8 protein-coding genes are annotated in these 21,570 nt (G+C 68.7%); 2 read left to right on the top strand and 6 right to left on the bottom strand.

The genetic code is table 11. The features are described from left to right. Positions 1–2: 2 nt before the first annotated feature. Positions 3–707 carry a siderophore-interacting protein gene (locus OHB24_RS15225; RefSeq protein WP_327639665.1) on the bottom strand — a complete coding sequence of 235 codons (705 nt, stop codon included), beginning with the start codon at positions 705–707 and terminating at the stop codon, positions 3–5. A gap of 90 nt (positions 708–797) precedes the next feature. On the opposite strand from OHB24_RS15225, the gene OHB24_RS15220 reads away from it, so the two are divergent. Continuing rightward, the gene (locus OHB24_RS15220) at positions 798–3,377 is read left to right on the top strand and encodes a GNAT family N-acetyltransferase (protein ID WP_327639664.1); all 2,580 of its coding nucleotides are present in this window, start codon (positions 798–800) and stop codon (positions 3,375–3,377) included. Here OHB24_RS15220 and OHB24_RS15215 read toward each other — a convergent pair. The 5 genes from OHB24_RS15215 to OHB24_RS15195 all read right to left on the bottom strand — a co-directional run bounded on the left by OHB24_RS15215 (position 3,343) and on the right by OHB24_RS15195 (position 20,141). Beyond that, positions 3,343–4,113 carry a DUF4328 domain-containing protein gene (locus tag OHB24_RS15215; protein ID WP_327639663.1) on the bottom strand — a complete coding sequence of 257 codons (771 nt, stop codon included), beginning with the start codon at positions 4,111–4,113 and terminating at the stop codon, positions 3,343–3,345. The two genes, OHB24_RS15220 and OHB24_RS15215, sit on opposite strands and share 35 nt — an antisense overlap. 83 nt (positions 4,114–4,196) lie before the next feature. Then, positions 4,197–4,703 carry a hypothetical protein gene (locus tag OHB24_RS15210; protein WP_327639662.1) on the bottom strand — a complete coding sequence of 169 codons (507 nt, stop codon included), beginning with the start codon at positions 4,701–4,703 and terminating at the stop codon, positions 4,197–4,199. After that, positions 4,700–19,405, bottom strand: a complete 14,706-nt coding sequence (locus OHB24_RS15205; RefSeq protein ID WP_327639661.1) for a WXG100-like domain-containing protein — start codon at positions 19,403–19,405, stop codon at positions 4,700–4,702. The genes OHB24_RS15210 and OHB24_RS15205 overlap by 4 nt, the downstream gene beginning before the upstream one ends. Beyond that, complete coding sequence (locus tag OHB24_RS15200) at positions 19,405–19,752, bottom strand: hypothetical protein (protein WP_327639660.1); 348 nt, start codon at positions 19,750–19,752, stop codon at positions 19,405–19,407. The genes OHB24_RS15205 and OHB24_RS15200 overlap by 1 nt, the downstream gene beginning before the upstream one ends. After that, positions 19,752–20,141 (bottom strand): YbaB/EbfC family nucleoid-associated protein, encoded by a 390-nt coding sequence (locus OHB24_RS15195; RefSeq protein ID WP_327639659.1) that lies wholly within the window; start codon positions 20,139–20,141, stop codon positions 19,752–19,754. The genes OHB24_RS15200 and OHB24_RS15195 overlap by 1 nt, the downstream gene beginning before the upstream one ends. A gap of 119 nt (positions 20,142–20,260) precedes the next feature. On the opposite strand from OHB24_RS15195, the gene mycP reads away from it, so the two are divergent. After that, positions 20,261–21,565, top strand: coding sequence for a type VII secretion-associated serine protease mycosin (gene mycP, locus OHB24_RS15190; protein ID WP_327639658.1), 1,305 nt, complete (start codon positions 20,261–20,263; stop codon positions 21,563–21,565). The last annotated feature ends 5 nt before the right edge of the window (positions 21,566–21,570 follow it).

The raw sequence follows: 21,570 nt of genomic DNA, 5'->3' as shown, positions 1-21,570 counted from the left end.
GACTACGCGGCCTTCCAGTAGCCGAGGGATTTCACCCGGTGCTTGGGGACCGCCAGATCCTTGAGGACGTACGACGTGAGTTCGCGCGTGGTCGTGGTGTCGCACGCGATCCACACAAAGGTCTCCGGGGTGACGAACTCCTGGAGATCCGCCTTCACCTGCTCGACCATTTTCGGCCGCGGAACCGTCCGGAGGTCGTGGTGGTCCTCGATCCGGAACGGAAGCTCGTGGTCGGCGTCGTCGGTGGTCTCGAACCAGATCGTGGCCGGCAACTTCGGGGCGACGGCGAGCAGCGAGTTGATCGCGGGCAGCGACGCCGGGTCACCGACCACCAACATCCGCGCCGGCAGCGGATCCGGTACATCGAACCCGGTCCCCTGCACCGTCGCCTCGATGGTGTCGCCGGGCTCGGCCTTGCGGGACCAGTCGCTCGCGCAGCCGTCGTGCAGCGCGAACTCGAGGCTGAACGTGCCGGCCTCGACGTCCGGATCGACCAGTGTGTACGCGCGCTGGTGCGGCTTGCCGGCGTTGTCGAACCAGAGCCGCACCCACATCGTCGGGTGGACGCCCAGCGCCTGGAGCAGACCGCCGTCGGTGAAGTGCACGCGGCGGTAGCGCTCGGTGACCTGTTCGGCACCGGTCACGGTGAAGGTGAAGTCCTTCCCCCGGAAGAGCTTGAGCACAGCGCCTTCCCAGCCATGCCTCACGATGGACCTCCAGAGAGAATTGGTGTTGTGGCGGCGGATAGCTGCCGAGTAAGTTAGCGCAGCCTAACCTAACTGAAGTGGGGGATGTTTGTGAACGCGAGGGTGTTCCGGGACACGTACGGCGTACCGCACCTGCAGGCCGGGGATCCGCTCGCGTTGGTGTACCTGCAAGGCGTGAACGCCGCGCAGGACCGCGCCTGGCAGCTCGAACTGGAGCGCCGGCGGTACCTCGGGACGAGCGCGGCGTTCCTCGGGGCGGAGGCCGTCGCGTGGGACGTGTTCGCACGGCAGGCGCGGCTGGCGGACACGGCGCAGCGGTGTTTCGAGTCGCTCGACGACGAGACGCGCGAGTGGGTCACGGCGTACGTCGAGGGGGTGAACCATGCGCTGCCGGGTGGTGCGCTGCGCGCGCCGGAGTTCGCCGAGACCGGGCTGACGCTGCATGCGTGGGAGCCGTGGGCGCCGCTCGGGATCTGGTTGGCGGTGCACATCCTGTTCGCGGGGTTCCCTTCGAAGCTCTGGCGCACGCATGTCGCGCAGCACCTCGGGGACTCGTCGCTGGAGCTGTTCTCGTCGGAGGGGCCGCACGGGGCGGGGAGCAACGGGTGGTTGATCCCGGGGTCGCACACCGCCAGTGGTCAGGCGATTGTCGCGGGCGATCCGCATCGGTACATCGAGAGTCCGGGTGTGTATCAGCAGATCCGGCTGACGTGTCCTGAGTACGACGTACTGGGCCTTGCGGTTCCTGGGATCCCGGGGCTCGCGCACTTCGGGCACACCGGCAGCGTCGCCTGGTCCATCACCAACGCGATGGCCGACTACCAGGACCTGTACGCCGAACAACTCCGCCGAACCGAGTCGGGTGTGGAAGCGTTGGGCCCGACTGGCTGGGAGCCGGCCTCGCTCCACACCGAGGTCGTGGAGGTCGCCGACGCCGACCCCGTCGAGATCGAGGTGATCGAGACCGAACGCGGCCCGATCATTCAAGAGGGAATCAGCCTTCGCTATCCGCCGCGTGTTACCGGGCGGCTTGGGTTCGAGGTGATGGGACGGTTGCTGCGGGCAACTTCCGTCGCCGATGTCGACTCGGCGTTCGACGAGTGGGTCGAGCCGGTGAACGTCGTACTCGCGGCTGATACTGCGGGTGGGCTCCTCCATCGGACGGCCGGTGTCGTGCCGCGGCGGGCGCCGGAGAACAGGTTGCGCGTCGTACCGGCCTGGGAGGCTGGGAACGCGTGGGACGGCTGGCACGAGATGCCGCGGGCGGACGTGGACATCCCGGCGGTGATGGCCAACGCGCGGGGACTGGCAACGCCGTTGGGCGTCGAGTTCGCCGCGCCGCACCGCGCCGACCGCATCCGCGAACTCGTGGAAGCACGCACCGACTGGACGCTCGACGACATGCCGACCATCCACCGGGACACGTACCTCGGTTCGGCCGGCTCCGTCCTGGACCTGCTGACCGGCCTCGACGACCTCTCCACCCAAGCAGTTGCCCTCCGCACCGAACTGCTCGGCTGGGACCGCCACATGGACGCCGCGAGTACGACGGCTTCGTCGTACGCCGCGATCCGCAAGGCGCTGGTCGCCCGCCTCACCGACCACTTCACGATGCTCGAGAACGCCGACGTCGCCGACATCTTCACCCCGTGGATGGACCCGCTCACCCACGTCTCGTTCGCGCTCGAGAACCTCCTCGCCGCCAACGTGATCCCCAACGTCAACGTCCAATGGCTTGCCCGCGAAGCCTTGGAAGAGGTGGCCGCCAACAGCCCGCGCCCGCCCTGGGGTGAGACCCATCAACTCACACCGCTGCACGCGTTGCGCGGTCCGGTGTTCGCGCCGGGCGAGGAGCCGTACGACCTCAGCCTGTCCGGAGACCACCACTGCGTGATGTCGACGTCGAGCCTGCCCGGGCTCACCGACGTGTGTATCCGCGCGTCCGCCGCCCGCTATGCGTGGGACCTGGCCGACCGGTCAGCCAGCCGATGGGTGGTGCCGCTCGGCGCGTCCGGCGTACTCGGAGATCCGCACCATCACGACCAGTTGCCGTCGTGGTTGCGCGGTGCGCTCGTGCCGACGGACGGTGCGGTGGCCCGGGAGGAACGCGACTTCTCCGTCGCAGTCGACGGGTTCGGGACCGTGCGGATCGAGGAGGCGGATCCCTCGCGCGACCTCGACCTGATCCACGAGTGGGTGACGGCCGAGCGGGCTGCGTTCTGGGGCATGGGTGCGTTGTCGCGCGACGAGATCGCGGCGACGTACGAGTTCCTGGACTCGGTGCCGACGCATCACGTGTACGTCGTACGACTTGACGACGTACCGGTCGCGCTACTGCAGACCTACGACCCGCGGGCGGATCCCGCGGGCGCGGCGTACGACGTTGCGGCCGGGGATCTCGGCGTACATCTGCTGATCGCCCCCGGCGAGACACGGGGCGGGTTCACGGGTCAGCTGATCGGCGCACTCGGCCGGTTCGCCTTCATCCACCTCGGGCATCCGCGGATCGTCGTCGAACCCGACGTACGCAACACCCGGGCGATCGAGCGCTTCCAGCGCAGTGGATTCGTGCTCGGTTCCGAAGCCAAGATCACCCAGCCGGACGGCAGTACCAAGACGGCTCAGTTCGCGTTCCTCACCAGGGAGCAGGCCCTGGGGCAGGCGGGTTGAGCGGTGTCTGCCACCAGGGAATCGGCGGCCGCGAACTCTGCAGGCGGTCGACGAGCTCGATCACCTGGCTGAGGAAGATCGCTGACAGAAAAGCCAGGACTGTGCTGGCGATCGACAGGGCCCCGCCGGTGTCGAGACCGCTCTGAGCTGCCGTTGCACTAGTGGCCGCCAACGCGCTCGACTGCTGCGTCGTCGCGAAGAGGCTAGTGATATTCATCCCTAGGAAAGTGCCCCACCATCTGCGGACCACCTTGGCCTGTGGGGCAGCCTGAAGCGACCCGTCGCGCGGCCAGACATAGTGGCTGCTCGCGCGGACCACGTCGTCGACGACCTGCACGGGGAACCAGAAGCTGATGATCGGGACCATCCAGCCACCGATGACCCAGCCCCGGCGGCGGCGGTGCGGCGCGTCGGAGAAGAAGTGCGCGTTCGCCCGGACCCGCCACAGCCAGACGATGACCAGGACGCCGGCCAGCAGGTACGCCAGCAGATTGGCCAACGAGCCCAGTCGGTTCAGCCGGTCTGCGTCGTTGAGCGCCGCCACGCCGCCACCGCCGTACGAGTAATCCCGAACCGCGTTGGCGAGGTGTAGGTCGGTGTACGTGGTGAAGACGCTTGCGGCGACGACGACCCCCACCGCGACCGACACGGCGGTCCCGAGTCCGTGATTCTGCCGGAAGTGACCTGCCGGTGTCGCTCCACTCCGACTCGGCGGTACGTACGGGCTGGCACTCATGACATCTCCTCGGATCGCCTTCCCTTACAGCGTGACGATGTCCGAGCGCCGGCGCTGGTCGCTGACCGCTTCATGCCAACGGTTCAGGTGGTGCGGTAGGTCTGTTCGGTGATCTTGAGGCGGGTGCGGTGGAAGCGGGCTGGGTCGGCTTCGTAGGTGGCTTGGCCTTCAGTGGTCCAGAAGGCGTCGGCTGGTACGGCGGTTGCGCCTGGGGGGATGAACTTGATGACCTCGGCGACTGCGGCGGCGGCGAACTGGAGGGCTTCAGTGACTGTTTCGGGGTCGTCGGCGGGGAGATAGCCGGCCAGGTGATCGGCGAGCGCCATCCAGCGGCCCGGGTCGATGAGCTGCGACGGCTCGGCACTGCCGAAGTTGGGGAACTCGGCTGCGGTTTCGTGCTCGGGAAGGCCGAAGGTGTATTCGCGCTCTGTGTCGCAGTTCGGGCAGGTTGCGTCGTACACACTCACCAGCTCGCCGTCGAGCAGGCCGGTTGCGTGCTTCCAGTCCGCGTCCACCTCCCCGCAGGTGCACGGGGTCAGGTCGAGGTAGAGCCGCGCCTCGTCACGAGTCCTTGCTACAGGCAACATCATTCCGCTCTCCGTTGTTCCTCGGGCCCAGTATGAATCGGCCTCCACCGCGACCTCGGCGGCATCGGCACAGTAGGCGTCGGTGCAGCGCGCGGGGTCGGCGGCATCGGCGCGGTTGGTGTGGTCGGTGGCGTGGGTGTTGTGGGCGGTGTCGGTGCGGTGGGCGGCGTGGGTGGGGTGAGGTTTTGGTGGTCGGATTCGTGGAGGGTTAGGTAGGCGCGGCCGGTGGTGGCGGCTGGGTAGTGGGTGATGGAGCGTTGGCGGGTGGCGCCGGTCGCGGTGTGGTGGGTTCGGGTGATGGTGAGGTCGTAGGCGACGCGGACGCGGACCGTGACGAGGTTGCCCTTCTCGAAGTGGCTGCGTTCGGCGCGTGCTCCGCGGACGTCCGTCGTGGCGTCCGAGACCTGGTCGCCGACGCTGGCCGATCCGATGGCGTACGTCCCGGACGCCGTCACCGGGAGCATCCGACCCGTCGTCGTGGTGGTGGAAGCCGTCTCCTGGTGACGATTGACCTCACCCAACTCCCCGGCGAACCGCGCGGAGACAACCTCGACAGTGGACACCCGCGCCCGAACCGTCACCTCCACCGTGTCCTGCTTCGACCCCGGAACCCCCAACGGAGCAAGCGTGAACCCCTCCTCCGACGCCATCCGGCTGAACTGACCGTTCCGCGCCGAAGCTGACAACTTGTTCTCCAGCTCCACGAGATGCGCCCGTACGCCGTCAACCCCGAGCAACTCCTGGTCCGCCAACGCGTCGACAACCACGTCGAACAGGTCAGCCCGCCCATCAACAGCCCCAACACCGTCGACGTGGTACATCGAAGGCAACTCCACCTCGCCCGGAACCACGGGCACCGACGGCACCTTCCGCCCCACAGCAGCGGTCGGGATCAATTGCACGACCGTCCCCGTCAGATTCCGCACCTTCGGCGCCCCCGGTATCCGCGGCAACAACCGCTGGCCAAGCGGACTTCGCGTCGGCGCGGACGAATCGTGCTGCACCTCGATCCGCAACCGCATCCGTCGCCCGACCCGCGTCATCCCGTCGAACCCAGCGATACGTTCCAACCGCACGACCTGATCGCCGGCAGTCGCCGACGTACCCCCGGTCCGATCCGTGCTCGCCGAGCCCGACCGCGTGGGATCAACCGACCCGTCCGCTCCGAGCCCTGCCGACCGTCCGCTGCTCCGCGACCGGCTCCGATCGCCGTACAGGTACCGCTGCACGATCCCGACAACATCCTTCGCCCTGCCCAGATCCTGCGCCTCGTCCGCGAACTCGGCCCGGATCCGCAGCGTCACCTGCTCCGCCGACAGTTCCCCTGGACGCCCCACCGCATACGTCTTCGCGAACCCACTGCGCCCCAGCATGTCCTCCAGCCACCCCCACCAACGCTTCCCGGCGAGATCCCCGGCCAGCGCCCGCGCCAACGCCGGATCCTGCGCCGGATCGACACCGAATTCGGTCCGCAGTACGTCGTACACCTCGGCCAGCAACTCGTGGTTGGCGTCGAGTTCGGTGCTCTCGATCAGGCTGAACCCGAGGTGCTCCCGGTAGTGCTCCGGCACCTCGATCCGGGGCGGTTCTTCCTCGCGCAGGATCTGCTCCAGCCGCTCCTCGGGGGTTCCCGGCAGCGGGCGCGGGCTCGGGCGGAGCTTCGTGGCGAGTGCCTGCGCGCTGTGCTCGGCGGACAGGGCGGGTACGGGCGTCCCGTTCCGGCGGGCCGCCGCGAGGTCAGCGCGGTAGCGACGTACCAGGCCGGTCGCCGCCCGACGGTCGAGCTTCAGGTGGCCGTGCAGAAAGCGTTCTACGGCGTCGGCGACCTGCTGCAGCGGCAGGGCGAGTTCGCTCTGCGCGTAGAACCGGAGCGCTTCCCGCTCAGCGAGCTGGAACACGGTGCCGACGGTCAACTCGGGCAACTGATGGTTGCCCACCGCAAGCGACGCCTCGACGTCGGCGGTGAAGACGTAGTGGCGGCCGGTCTCGATCGTCAGCCGCTCGACGCCCCAGATGTCCTGATCCGTCCGCGACGTGGAGCCGTTGGTTCCGATTGACGCGTTGACCCCGCCGCCGGCCGAGTTCTCGGAGGCGCCGAAGGACGCCTGGGTGCTCCCGCCGTACGGCCGTCCGGTCGCCGATCCGTGGCTGCCGAGCGCGAGGTTGATGTCGCCGCTGACGCCTTCGGTCACGGCGACCAGCTGGGCGTTCTGCAGGCGGCCGGTGAGCGAGACCGCGATCCGTCTCGAGATCCCGCCGATGCCAGGCACCAGGAGGGTGGTGCCGTAGCCGGTGCCGAGCCATTCCGGATGGGAGAGCAGGTTGCGGGGGTTGAGGAAGACACCGAGCTGCTGGAGCGCGGTCGCCTCGTTCCTGATTGCCTTGGGCAACTTCGCGGTGAAGTCCGCGGCGCCGAGCGCGAGCAAGGTCATCCGCTGGAGAACAGACGGCCGCACGGGCCCGGTGGGAGGGGTCGGCGGCAGCGCGTCGTCGTACGGCAGGAGGTCGCTGTCGATCAGGATGCGCGCGGTCTCGTCCGGCGAACTCGTGTAGAACGTCTCCTCGCCCTCCGCGACGGAAAGCGTGTGATTTACCTCGAACACCGCGACCGGTGAGGTGCTCTCGATCAGCGTGACCTGGTTGACCGTGCTGCCGGTGAACCAGGACAGGACACGGCCCAGCGCCTGCCGTCCGTACGAGAGCGCGGCCTTACCGTCGAGGCCGGCCGTCGAGCTCACCGACATCGGATCGGCCTGCCATGACCAGACCTTCGACCGGGTCGCCGACCGGCTGGAGGTTTCGGAGCCGATGTTGAGCAGTACGACGGCCTCGTTGTTGGTGACACCAAGCGGTTTCGAGGCGTGCGGCTCGATCCCGATCCGAAGTACAACGTTTTCCGTGGCCTGGGCGGTCCGCGCGTGGGTGAGCGTGATCAGGATCCCGTCCCGGGTGGCGATGTCGTACCCGGCCTCCAGGCGCTCAGTCGACAGTTGTTCGCGCAGCTCTTCGAGGTTGAGCAGCTGTGCGTGCCGCTCGATCGGATCGGTCGAGAGCTTGGTGAGGTCCGGGTTTCCGTTGATGTCCAGCGGCGGTACGAATCCGCGACCGGCCATCCGCTCCATGATCGCCTCGAAGGCCGCCTTCGCGCCGGTGACAGCCTGCACGTTCCACGGCCCGGCCGCGTTGAGCCGGCCGGCGGCATCCTTGGCCCAGGCAGGAAACTCCAGTTTCCGGCCCGGTACGACGGCGTTCGGGTCGACCTCGCCGTCGACAGTCTGCCCACCGTTGTGTACCGCGTTCCGATCAACCGGCAGCCCGTACCGGTACGCGTCCTTGACCCGCACCCGTGCCACGACGGTGCTGTCCCCAGGTGTGGTCGCCGCCTTGCCGTCCAGCACCACCTTCACGACATGCTCCAGCACCATGCTGTAGGCCTGGGTCGGTCCGGTGAAACGGTGTACGCCGACGTGGATCGACGTACCGCCGCCGGACAGGGCCTCCGACCGCGTCGCCGTACGACCACCACTCACGGTCGGTCCGACATCGGTGCCGTCCGCGGCGATGTCGTGCACCGCGTCGCCGTCGTACCCGGCCTTCAGAGTCACCGATGCGGAGGCGCCGAAGGACTGCTGCGTACTGGCGGTACTGAAACCGATCCGGACCGACTCCTGCCAGTGGGTGGTGCTTTGCCCACCGACCAACTCGACCTTCTCGTAGCGGATCCGGGTCGTGACCTCGACGTGCCCGACCGGCTTTCCGTCAACGGTCAGCGGCCGCAGTACGGGGTGGTCGGTCGATTCGGCCAACCGGCTCGGGAGGTCGTTGTTCAGGACGGCGTGGAGCTGATCCTCGACCTGCGTGCGATCGGAGCCGAGTTTCGCGAGGTGGTCCCCGTTTTCCGCGATCACCTTGTCGGTCAGCGCCTCCAGGCCGGTGACCGAGGTCAGAAGGTGCGCAGGCAGCCTGCCGTTCGCGAGATCGAGGCGCTGGTCGACATCGCGTGCGGCGTCGATGGTGTAGGCGTGCGACACCCAGGCGCGAAGCTCGGTCGCGTCCGTCGCCTTGCCCTCGGCGACTGTCTCTGCAGCGGACCAGGACCGGCCGGTGCGGACGTCCAGTTGCCAGGATGCCTTTCCTGTATAGAGGACGGACTCACCGCGATTGTCCTCGACCGCACCGGTCTGGGAGAACTCGGCAGCATTCCCGGTGACGGTGCGGGTGTGTGCGGTGCCGACCTCACCCTTCAGCGTGAGGTCTCCGAGCCACGGTTGGTGGATGACCCTGCCGAGGAGTTGCAGGAGCGCCTTCATCGGCACCGTGAATGTCTTACCGAAGCGCGAGGTCGCAGCCGTGGCGAGCCGCCTGCCGCCCTGCGGGAACAGGCCGTTGATGATCTCGGAGGCCTTGACCTTCGGATCACGGACCTCGACCAGTTCGTCGACGCTGAGTTTGATGCGGAGGTCGGTGGGGTGCTTGGCGCCGACGCGCAGTACGACGCCGTCGTCGGTCAGGATCCGGCCGACCTCGGCGCTGAGCAGCTGTTGCAGCTCGTCGGCAGTGAACGTCTGGTCGATGCCGTTCGCAACCAAGATGGCGTTGATGCGTTCGGTCAGCGCGGTGAGGTGCGGGAGGCGGCCGGTCGGCTGCATGCTCGGCAGCGCGGCGGTCGGTGGCGCAAGGTCCTCCAACGCTTTCTGGTACGCCGCGACCTCGGCAGCGAACTTGTGCGCTTCGGCGGCGAGGCGACGTGGCGTGGCGGTTGCGATGTCCTGAAGGAGTTGGGCGTAGCCGGCGCGTGCTGCGGTCAGCCTGGCGAGGGCCGACTGGTAGTCCGTGGCGATCTGGATGTGCCAGTTGGCGAGTTCGGTCTGCTTCTGGATCTCGGCCTCGGCCGCACGACGGCGCGCGGTCGCACCGTTGTCCTTGGCAACTTGATCGCGCTTTTCGATCTCCTTCTGGGCTGCTTCGCTCGCTTCCTTCGCGGCCGCGTGTTTGCCGGCGATCAGGGCGTTGAGCGACGCGATCGTCTCGTCGAGACCGGCGAGCTGGCGGGTGATCGCGGCCTTGAGTTCCGCGCGCGGGTCGGGTGCGATCGAGGTGTTCCACGGGAGCGTCGGCGGGACGTAGCCGCGTTTGCGAATCGCGTTCACCAGCCCCTCGATGTCTTGACGAAGCTCCGGCCGATCACCCATTGCCCACTGCCGCTGGAGGTACCGGAACTCGTTGAACTGGGCATCGACACAGGCATTCCGCCCGGTGCCGGTCAGGCGACTCCGCAGCCGACGCAGCGGTCCACCTTCGGGCGCCCGCAGTTCCTGGAGCGTATGGCTGAGCTCATGCACCCAGACGCGAGCCAACTGACTGTCCGAAACCCCGGCCGCAAACGTGACCACATGCGGATCCTCTGCAGTCCCCGCGTGCACCTCGGTCGACGCGACCTTCCCCCAACGCACACGCCCCACTCTGACCTGGAAGTGCTGCGTCGCAACCACAACCAACTGCTCGACCACCGCAGGATCCCCAGCACTCAACCCACCAAGGTCGGACCCGAGCACACCGCCAACAGCCGCCAGAACCCGACCAACAGTCAGTTCTCCCTCCTGCGCTCCCCGCCCATCCGCAACAAACCCAGTCCCCCGAACCCGAGGCGCAAACCCCCGCCGCCCCCGCCCACCATCTGAGCGGGTGTTGACTGCCTGCTCCTCGTGCGGCTCGTGCGGGCCGCCGGCGAGTTCCTGGGCGCGGCGGGTGATTTCGGCGGCGGCTACGCGGTGGGCTGCGGCGCGGAGGATGTCCGCAGGAGATTGCGCGGCGGGACGAGAAGCCGGTACACCGAGGTGCTCCGCAACACGACGTACTGCTTCGGCGTCGAGGACTTCCTGCGTAGCTCCCGGCTGTCCGAGCTCGACGGTGATACGAGCGAGGATCTCCGCAGAGATCACCACCTGCCGCCCGTCGGCCGTGGTCACCCGCACACCACCGTCCTGCAGATGGATCGCACCCAGGTTCACGACCGCGGCGTGTACCGCGACCTCAGCCACCCCAACCGGCGCCGCCAACACCTGGTTGTCCAGGGCAACGACCAACTCCGACAGCGACAGATCCTCGTGGACGGCGCTGCGCCCGGTCGCCGTCTCCCGCACATACGCGTCAACGACCAACCGACCGTTCAGGACCCGCAGCCGAACGCTCACAACATGCCCATCCGCGATCAACTGCTGAACGCATTGCTCCAACTCCGCGAACTCCTGCTGCGAGATCGCCACCCCCGGCGGAATCAGACCACGGGCCCGATCCCGCGCGAACGCCCAATCGAGCGCGATCCGAGGCAGCGCCTCCGACTTCCCGTCAGGGTTCAGGAGCCGCTCCGGCCGGAGGACTTCGTGCAGGTCCAGTACGACCTCGTCAGCGCGTCCCGGCGTACCGAAACTCCACCTTGCCCGGTTCGCCGACTGGTTGGATGCCACCTCTCCGGACGCAGGCCCAGCAGCCGGATCGAAGCTGCCCGGCGTCAGGTAGGCGGTGTCCGGTTGGCGGTGCCGACCACCCTCAGACTGCTGGTCGGTGATCATCTGCTCGACCAGCGTCTGTACGTCGGCCGGCCCGTACACGTCCCGCGCCTCAGCCGCCACGGTGCTGTGGGGGTCCGTCACCTCCACCGTGAGCTCCAACGCATCAACCACGGCATGCCGGCCGGCCACCTTCCTCACGGTGACCTCGACCTGATAGCCGTCCCGCACAAGCTCGACCCAACGCGCCTCGAGCTTGGCCAGCGCGTCCGCATCACCAACAAGCTCAGCCGGCAAGACCTCCGACAGCCCGTCCTCCGTCACAGCGATCCGAACGTTGTCTCCCACAAGGCCAAGCACAGGCGGGGTCGGGCTGATCGCCGGTTGCGGGAAGGTGCCGGCGAGGTCTGCCTGCCGGAGGAGTTCGTCGTACGTCGCGATGCGGTCAGTCAGTTGCTGCTCGACGTGCGCGAGTGACTCCGGCGTACCCGTCGTCGTGTGCGCATCGATCGCGTCCGCGGCGCGGACGACCTCCTCCAGCGCGACCAGCCGCTCTTCGAGCAGCGGCTTCCCGGCCGACTCGCCGAGCATCCGCCCGAGCGCTCTCGCGGCTCCGGCACGCACCTGATCGGTCGGCCCGCCCGTGACTCGCCGTCCACGATCCGGCGACACCTGCCGCAGGTCGGGGAACGTCTTGCCCGAACCGTCCTCGTCCACAATCCCTTCGTACAAAGCGATCGCGTGCGCAAGCTGCGCCCGAGCAGACTCCACTCCGACCAGTTCAATGGCCGACTCGGCCCAATCCAGCGCTGCCGCCAGGCGATCGATCCGGGCCAGGGCCGCGACTCGCTCCGTCCGGGCGTCCCGCTTCTCGGCGCTCTGCCCCGGCGTCAAGTTGTCCAGGTACGCGCGCTCCGCCGCTGCCCGGACCCGATCGGTGTACTCCGGGTCGCCCGGCCGCACCTCCGCGACCGGCCGCCCGGGCTTCAGCAGCTGATCGCGCAGCTGCTGAATCTGGTCGAGCAGCTGCGCCGTGAGGTACCTCCCGATCGCCGCCTGCCGGTTGAGCTCATGCCGGTCGACGGCCTGCTGCGCGAGGTCGGTCGCGTTCGCGTCCTTCCGCTGGAGCTCGGCACGGCGGAACAGCATGCGCGCGACCGGCGTGCCGGTGACCCCTCCGACCGCACCGGCCACCGTGACGACGACGCTCACGTGGTCGAGGTCGAAGACATAGTCGAGGCCGAGTACGCCGCCCGCAGCCCCGATCGCCGCGAACGCGACCTGCTGGAGATACACCCAGTACTTCGACTGCCCGGGCGGCCGCGCGCCCTCCGGCCGAGCCGGCGCGACGGGGAAGCTCGCGCGGTCCGCCGTACGGTCGGCGAGGTCGACGGCCGGCCGATGCTCGGCGATGAGCTGCTTCAGCTGCCGGATCGCGCTGTCGACCTGCCGCAGCTGATCCGTGAGGACGTCGACCAGCGCCTGCCCCCGGACAGCTTCGCGCTCGGCCTGATCCCAGGACCTCTGGGCATCGCTCGCCCGCTCCTCGAGGTTGACGAAGATCTTGTCACCGACGACACCCAGCAACAGGCTGGTGACGGCCGGGCCGATCGCGTTGATGAGCCCCTCGCCGAACAGGTCGACGTGCCGGGAGAGCTCCGTAGGATCGTTGTCCTGAACGGGTATCGCCGGATCCTGGTTCTGCGTCGCGGCGAGATGGCTGAGCAACCGGCGGGCAGCGGCAGTCACGTTGTCGATCGCCTCGCCGGCTGCCTGGATGCTGAAACCCGGCGTACCAGGTGATGCGGAGGTGTCCGGTACGCCGGTCGGCTGGGCCGTGTTCGGCGTCGTACCCGCGCGCAGCACTGCCAGCTGCGAGCGGTAGTCCACCAGCAGTGCAAGCAGCTGGTTCTGCGTGGACGCGGGGTTGGCGAGCTGCCTCCGGGCGGTCGCGTCCGCGCGGCCGAGCCGGAAGCCGAACGTCTTGATGTCGACCCGCCGCTCGGCCAGTGATTTGGCCACGGCGGACAGACCGATGGCCAGGAGCGCGGGCATCGCGGGGATACCGGCCGTGGACAGCGCGACAGCGGTTCCGGCCGCAGCCAGCAGCGGTACGGCGTGCCGCACCACGTAGTCGGACCGCTTGGTTGCACGCGGCGACTTTTCGGCCGAGCCCGGGTCCTGCACCGGGGCGCCGTCGAGCAGGCCCTTCAGCCCAGGGTACTGCCGATCTCGCGCGGCACGGTCGGCGTCGTACACCGGTTGTCTGCTGGTGTCCTTGCGGCCGTCGAGCCAGCGTTCGGTCATCGCGCCGACGAGCGAGTTGACGATCGTCGGCACCGACAGCGCGACACCGGCCACGATGCTGTGGGTGGCCAGGTAGCCCGAGGATCCGATCAGTACGGCGGAGAGGACCGATCCGCGGAAGGACTTGACGACGTACGCCGACACCGGAACCCGGTCGTCCTTCGGGGACCGACGATCCTCGAACCGTTGGGCGATCGCGCTGTCGTCCTCGTCGATCATGGTGTGCAGCAGGTCCGAGTTCGGCTGCTCCTTGCCGAGGCTCATCGACGCGATCAGGGCGGCCATCACCCCCCTGATGTGGCGCCTTCGACCTGCCGACGCGGTCGCTTCGTGCTCGGCCGCGAGTACCCGGGCCTCGGCGAGCGCGCCGTGGTCCTCGGCCTTCAGCAGGGAGTCGAGCTCCGGGTCGCTGTCCGGCTGGAGCACTGGGGTCTCGTCGGTGGCGGCCAGTTGGGCAGGCGTCGGGTTGAGGGTCGCGGCCGCCGTCTCGGCGAGCACACGGGCCAGAACCTGCGGCACCTCGGTCAGTGCCATCCGGTCGGACAGCGTCACCTCGGCCGTCGGGGTGAGGCCGGGTACGGCGACGTAGTGGGCGACTGTGGTGGGTCCCAGCGGACCGACCCGCACCTGCAGGACGAACGTACGACCGCCGACCGTCGTGACCTGATACCGATCGGCCTCGAACTGGACGACCTCGCGAATCTCCGCGGCCCGTTGTACCTCCGGCGCCATGATCGCCCGCGCCGCCTCGACTCCCACCAGCAACCACCCCGGCAGGAACCGGTCCCCACGCGGCCGCTCCACTCGCGCTGAACCACGAGCGGCCTCGGACCGCCCGACCGCGAACTCACCGCCCGGTCGTGCGGGCAGGCTTGGTTCTGCGGGCCGGGTTGATCGTGCGGGCGGGCTTGGTGGTGCGGGCGGGTTTGGTTCTGCGGATCGCGTTGGTTGTGAGGGCGGGGTGGGGTTGGCGGTGCGGGCGACGGTTGGGTGGAGGCGGGTGGTGAGATCGGCGATGGTCGCTCGGCGATAGGTGACGCTCTCCTCGGTGAGCGGGTCGGTGACGTGGGCGGTTGCCTCCAGCCACTTCGTCTCCGGGTTCATCACGAAGGTCAGGTCGACCTCGAGACCACGCCGTACGGCGGACTCGACCGCCTCCTGCAGCCGCACGAGGTCCTGCCACGGCACCCGCACGCCGGCCGGGAAGACACCCACCCGCGTGCCCCGGAACGTCAGTGTCAGGTCGGGCTGACGAGAACCGTTCCCGGGTGGAGGAGTGGGGCGACCTTCCGATCCATCATCAGCCGGATCCGGGTTGCCTCCGATCGGGCGGTGCAGCGGAATTCCACGCCCAGTACCGTCACTTCCTGATCCGTGCCGTCGATCCGGAGGACTGTGCCGGCCCGGACCGCCCCGCTCTGGAGCTCGCCGGGCGTCATGATGCCGGGTCGGCTCGGCAGGTCGAACGTCGTCTCGATCGTGAACCTGATCGCCGTCATGTGCTCGTACCCTTTCCACTGCGGCCGCTTCGCTCGCGTACGCTTCGCGTTCGAGTTCGGCTCTGCTGTTGTCGTCGACCTGCCGACCCGCCCGGAACTGGTCGGCGTGGGTCTTCTCGTGGGCGAGGGTCGCGGCCAGGGTCTCGCGATCGGCGAAGCTGGCCGGCCCCAGAAGGATCTGGACCGTACCGTCCGCCAACTGCATCGCGCTCGCGCCCACGTTGTCCTGATCCATGTCCACGAACTCGGCCGGATCGGTCACGATCACCACGTCGATCCCGGACAGGTCCACGCCTGCTGTCGCCGCGACCTCCTCGACCGTCTCCGCCGTACGCTCCAGCTCACTGCCGTTCTCCGCCACATCCTGATTGGTCCGCGCCGGATGCACATGATCGTGGTCCGCGGCGGCGGGCGGAGTCAGATCGAACTCGGTGATGGTGATCCCGACCGCGGTCCGCCCGTTCTCGAGCAGCGGCTTCACCATGAAGAACTCGACCTCGCCGGCATCCAGCGCCGCCAGCATCGCCTCGGCCAACTGGATCTCGTTGTCCAGCGGTACCTCGGTCTGCGGCTGGGCCGGCGCGGCGACCGGCCCCTGCCCGAGCTCCCGCGGCGCCGCCGGAGTGACGCGCTTCTCGTTGTCGAGGACCGCGGTTCTACCGCCGCGGCGGATCATCTCCTGGAGGATGCTGCGGATGTACTCCCGGTGCCCCTGCTCGTACCTCAGGTCGTGCGCACCCCGCCGGGACCCGAGCTCGCCGTTGACGCTCTTCGCCTCACCGATCGCGAAGCCGAGGATCCGTCCGGTACCACGCTCGAGCCGGATGAAGATCTTGTCGAACCGGCCGGACCCGGCGTACTCGTTCGCGAACACCCGGTGGACCTCTTCCACGTCGGGATTCCGCGCACCGAGCCAACTGAGCAGCAGATCGGCGAAACTCTCCCCCATCGTCCAGCCGGCCTCTGACGGTATCGGGAGCTCGTCCTGCAGCGACTCGTCAACGACGATCGGCGCGTTCTTCGGCTGCTTGGGCCGCTTGGGCCGCGGAGGCGCCTCCTTGCTGGCGTTCCACAGGTCGACTTCGCGCTGGTACGCCCGGCGGTGTTCCGGGGTGCGGCCGAGCTCGTCGAGCCCTACGTCGGTCGGCGGACCGTCCTTCTTGACCGCGGGCACTACTTCGGCCGCCCCGAAGTCACCGGTGCCGGTCAGGTAACTGAGGCCCGGAACCTGTACCTCTACAACGGTCCCGTCCTCCGCCACGACCGTGAACGTGTCACTCGTGGACCAGCGATTGACCTTGCCAGTGGGTAGTCCGGTCGCCGTCGCCACCTCCGGGGTCTGGTAATAGCGCTCCCGCGTCGCGATCGCGGCCGGCGTCAGTTGATCGTTGGGGCCGCGCTCGTTGAGCCTCTCCACGAGGGCTTCCATGGCCGCCGCCACGAACGACTGCCCCTCTGCCGGCGTCACAGGAATCGGGTCAACCGGCCCCCGAGACCCGGGTGGCGGACTGACCGCCCGGTTCAGCACCGGCTGCGGCCGCTCCACGGCCTGCCCGTCCCGAACGACCTGAGCTTCATCGGCCTCGAGCTCGGTGACCTCTTCGACGTGGACGGTCCCGCCCTCCAGCGTCTGGCTGACCTCCTGCACCAGGTCCTCGACCGTGCTGGGGCCGAAGGTGTGCTTTCCCTTGGGATGGGTCACTTCGACGGTCAGGCGTACGCCGTCCACCTTGGTGTGCGGTCGCGGTACCCGGGTCACCTCGACGCGGACGTCGAGACCGATCTGCTCGAGCAGGGTCAGCCGCTCGTGCAGCGTGTCCAGGGTTTCCGGGTTCGCTACCAGGTCGTCCGGTATCGCCGTGCGGACGTCGACCACCCGCGGGCGGAAGGTCGCCGACTCCCCGACGTCCAGGTCGCCCGGCGCGGTCCGCGGCGCCGGCGGATGTCCGGAGTCGAAGGCGCCGCGCTTTACGGCAGTGGCGGCTTCGGCCAGGTTCGTCTGGGAAACGTGCGAGACCTCGCCACCAGCGGCGTACAGGGTGACCTCGGCGTGCAACTCCATGATCCCGGTCTCCGCGTTCTGTACGGCGCGGAACGCCAGATCGAAGCTGTGGCCGGCGCGGGCCAGCGCGGCGAGTTGCTGCTGCATCGTGTGAAAGGCCCACATCTGGAACTGCGTGCCGGACGGGACGATGTCCCGGTGCCCCAGTTTGCCGGCGACCCAGGAGTACGGATTGGTCCGCTTCGCACTCGGCGTACCGTGCTGGTTGGTTCCGCGGAACTCCACGCGTACCTCAACCGGCTTGCCATCGGGACCGGTCGTTCGCCGTACGACGTTGTCGCCGTCCTGAGCGAGCACCTCACCGGCATCCTCAACGGTGCTGTCGTTGTTCGCTCCCGGCGCGTTCGAAGGCCCGGATCGCTCTGACGTGGTGTGCGCCGGAAGCGGCTTCGGGGCGTCGTTGGCCTCCTCGGTCGCGTCCGCCGCTACGGATGCCGCCTGGACCTGAGCCTCACCAGCCATCGCCGCGCCACCAGCCGTCACCACGCTCGGATCCACGTCCGCCGCGGGCGCGGTCGCCTCGGTCGCCTCCGTCGCGTTGGTGGTACCGGGCTTCCGGGGTACGTCGTTCTGCGGCGCGGTCGGCGCGGCGGGAGTGGTGTTGCCCTGAGCAACTGGTGCGGCGGTCTCGGCCGGATCCGCCTTCTGGACGGCCGGGATGCTGCTGGTCGGAGCGGTCGGACTACTGCTCTGCGGGCTGACCGCAGTAGGCGCCGGCCCTTGGCCGGCAAGATGCGGTCCTGCACCAGTCACCTGAGTCGCAGCAGGCGCGGTCGTTCCACTCGCCACCGGAGCGACCGACCCACTCCCCTCCTGGCCGCCGTTCACGTCGGCAGGCGCTCCAGGCTGCTCGACGTGATTCTGCACATGCTCGCCCTGCACCGGATGGTTGCCCGAGTCCACCGCATCGGGCGACAGATCGTTCGCAGAGTTGTGCGAGTCACCAGGGCCAGCAGGCTGGTCGGTCGATGGTTGTTGAGCGGTTACCTCCTCGTCCTGATGCGGCTGGTCTTGCTGCTGGTTCTGCTGCCGATCGTCGTGCTGTTGGTCCGACGGTGCTGTTCTGTTGGGCTGCGCATGTCGATCGACGTGCGCATCCTGCGACGATGCTCCTGGGTGGCCGCTCGACGCCCCACCGTTTGCGCCGCCACTCGCCGAACCGCCCGATGCGGAACCGCTTCCAGCGCCGACCGCCGAGCCCGCACCAGCCGCGGCACCAGCGGGAGCCGTGGTACCGCCAGACGAGTTCGCCGCTGCCTGCGACTGCGTGGTGTTTCCCGGATTCTGCCCGGCGTCGGGTGTCGGAGTAGTCGGTGGCCCGCCGTGCGGGTCGACGTACGGCGCGATGCCGTGGGCTTCACGTACCCCGTTGAAGAAGCTCTGGCCCATGGCGTCGCCGGCGTGGACCGAGTGCACGCGGCTGGCCCCGAGTACGCCGGCCTGGAACCAGCCCTCCGACAACGCTCTGCCGAATTCCGGCGCCTGCCCCGTGACGAGGTACTTCGCCAACTCGCTGGAGATCGGCGACGTGATCGAGTTGGTGGCAAAGGCGTTGCCGCTGCCTTGCAAGATGTACGGAATCCGGCGCTCGATCCGCGTCGCGTCGGGAAGACCAACAAGCCTTCGCGCAACCTTGCTGCCGGCGTTCAGGCCCATACTCATCGGCGAACCCAGGACGCCGGCCAGCGCGGAGATCTTGACCTGCTGCCAGTCGATGTTCTTCCGCGCGCCGTCCCAGATGTCGAGCTGCTGTGCGACGAGTTCGGTCAGGACCTCCTCGACGCCTTCCCAGGCAGTGTGGCCGGCGATCGACAGCGCCCGCGCGCCGAGCCCGCCGGCGGCCGCGTGCGTGAGTTCCGCCGCCGCCCGGATCAGCCCGGAGAAGCGCTCGACCAGCATTGCGGCGAGCCGCCAGCGGAACAGGTCGCCGATCCCCGGCGGCAGCAGGAACGTCAGGGCGAAGAAGAACCCGTTCATGATCAGCTCGGACCAGATCTGGTTCTTGGTCTGCCGCACGTCCGTGGCGAATTTCGTACACAGCGCCGACATCTGTTCGAAGGAGCGGACCGACTCCTGGTAACCCTCGTTGCCGAGCGCCTGCTTGAGGTTCTCGTGATAGAGCTGCCCGTTCTGGTCTCCCCAGACGGCCGGTATCCGGTCGTTCCCCGCCTGGGCCGCCGCGATCGTGTCGGCCATGGCCTTCCCGACCGTCTTCCAGTTGGCGCCCATCCGGTCGGCGGCGTCCTCGTCGACATTGGGAAAGATCTGGGTCGAGTCGACGAGTTTCTGCAGCCAGTCCCACAGCGGACCGGAGGGCTCGGGAATCACTACAGCCTGCGCAACCGCTCGGCCTGCTGGTGAGCGAGCTCGATGTAGTTGGCCACGATCTCGAGGGCGTTCGTGCCCATCTTGGTGAAGTTGTCCTCGGCCCCCGCCGCGAGCTGCTCCAACTGCGGCTTGCTGGCGTTGTATTGGGTCCGGAACGCGGTGCTGAGGTCGTCCAGCCCGGTTCCGACCACCGCCTCGTCGGCCGCGAGGGCAGGGCCGGCCGCCTTCCAGGTGTCCCCGATGATGCGGCCGGCGTCGCCGATGGCGTGCGCCGCCGTACTCGTCTCGGACGGGAACATGTCGAGGTCTCCACCGCCCCCGTGCAGGCTGATCTGCTCGCCGGCCATCAGCGGGCCCCGCCCTCGGTCGATCGGCCGGCCATCCGCAGGAACGGCTCGAACGCGAAGTCCTCGGGGCTGTCGAGGTTCATCGGGAAGAGGTCCGTCAGCTTCGTGCGGACGGCGTCCTGGGCCTTCGAGTGCGCGTCGTTGATCACCGCCCGAATCTGCTCGGCCAGCACATCCGCGTCCGGCATCCGGTAGATCCGGGCGTCGAGGACGAGGTCGACCAACTCGCCGTACACACCGACGGTGGCCTCGACCAGGCCGTCGGAGGACTCGGCCGTGCCCGTCGCGCCTTCCATCGTGGTGCGGATCCGGCGGGTCTCGCGGTTCAGGTCCTCGAGCTGGCTCAGCTTGCCCTGCGCGCTGCCGGTCTCGGCGTCCAAGGAACTCATGGTGCCTCCTCGATCTGGGGACGAACGAGAGTCTGTAGCTGGGAGGCACCGCGCTCAGGCGGTTGACCTCTTCCGGCCACCCGGGACAACACCCGACGGGGATCTCCGAGGCTCGGAGGGTGAGATCCCACGCGAAGAGGCGATTCAGGGCCGCCGCGGTGGCCGGTGCGCTGGTCCTCGGGCCGGCCGCGACCGCGGTTCCGGCGTACGCCGCACCTCCGAAGGGCGCATGCCGCAACGCCGAACCGGCCCATCCGGTGCAGAAGGCACTGCCGTGGGCGCAACAACTGCTGATGCCGCAGCGTGCTTGGCCGTTCAGCACCGGCAGCGGAGTCACGGTCGCCGTGATCGACTCGGGTGTCGACGCAGACCATCCGCAGCTGCACCGCCCCGGCAAGGTCCTTCCCGGCCGCGACTTCTACCTGAAGGGCACGCTGCCGGGCAACTACGACTGCATCTCGCACGGGACCGGGGTCGCCGGCATCATCGCGGCCGACGGCCGGCCCGGGGTCGGCTTCGCGGGCATCGCCCCGGGAGCCAGGATCCTGCCGGTGCGGATCAGCGAGCGGGAGACGGACACCACCGGCAACACCGAGGAGATCAATCCGAACATCCTTGCCAAGGGCATCAAGTACGCCGTCGACGCGCGGGCCCGGGTGATCAACCTCTCGCTGGCCGGCTTCCGCGACGAACGACCGGTCCGGCAGGCGATCGCCTACGCGGTCGCGCACGATGTCGTCGTGGTCGCGGCAGTCGGCAACGGACAAGGCTCCGACAGCGGGAAACTCCCGTCCTACCCCGCGTCCTATCCGGGGGTGATCGGCGTCGGTGCGATCGACAACGCCGGGGCGCGGGTGACAGCGTCCCAGGTCGGTCCGTACGTCGACCTTGTCGCACCGGGCGGTTCGGTACTGGCGCCGACCCGCGTCGCCGGACACGCCTACGATGACGGCACGAGCTTCGCCGCGCCCTTCGTCGCCGGTACGGCGGCCCTGGTGAGGTCAGCGTGGCCCAAACTGACCGCCGCGCAGGTCGCACAACGGTTGCTCGCCACCGCTGACCCGGCTCGCGGCGGAACTGGCAGCCAGGAGTACGGCGCCGGCATCGTCGACCCGTACCGAGCTGTCACGGAAGGGCTCGCCGTCGGCGCGGCGAAGAAGTTGCCGGCGGCCCATGTTCCGCCACCCGACGAGCACCAGCTCGCGCTCGCGGCCTGGTGGCAGTCGCGCGGAGTACGGGCGCGGAGTACCGCCGTACTGGCCGCCGGCGGAATGGCGGTCGTCGTGCTGCTGTCGTGCTTGATGACAGCTGGGCGTCGTCGTCGTTGGGCCGTGGGCCGATCGGCGATAGCCCACAAGGCCAACGGCGAACAGGCGGATCTGCCGCCGGAGTTCCTCTTCGCCCGTCCAGACCGCGACGCCTGAGCACG

It is taken from the genome of Kribbella sp. NBC_00482 (assembly GCF_036013725.1).
In the GTDB taxonomy this organism is placed as follows: Bacteria; Actinomycetota; Actinomycetes; order Propionibacteriales; family Kribbellaceae; genus Kribbella.
Note: the sequence above shows the minus strand (reverse complement) of the source record. Positions and strands in the feature narration are given on the sequence as shown.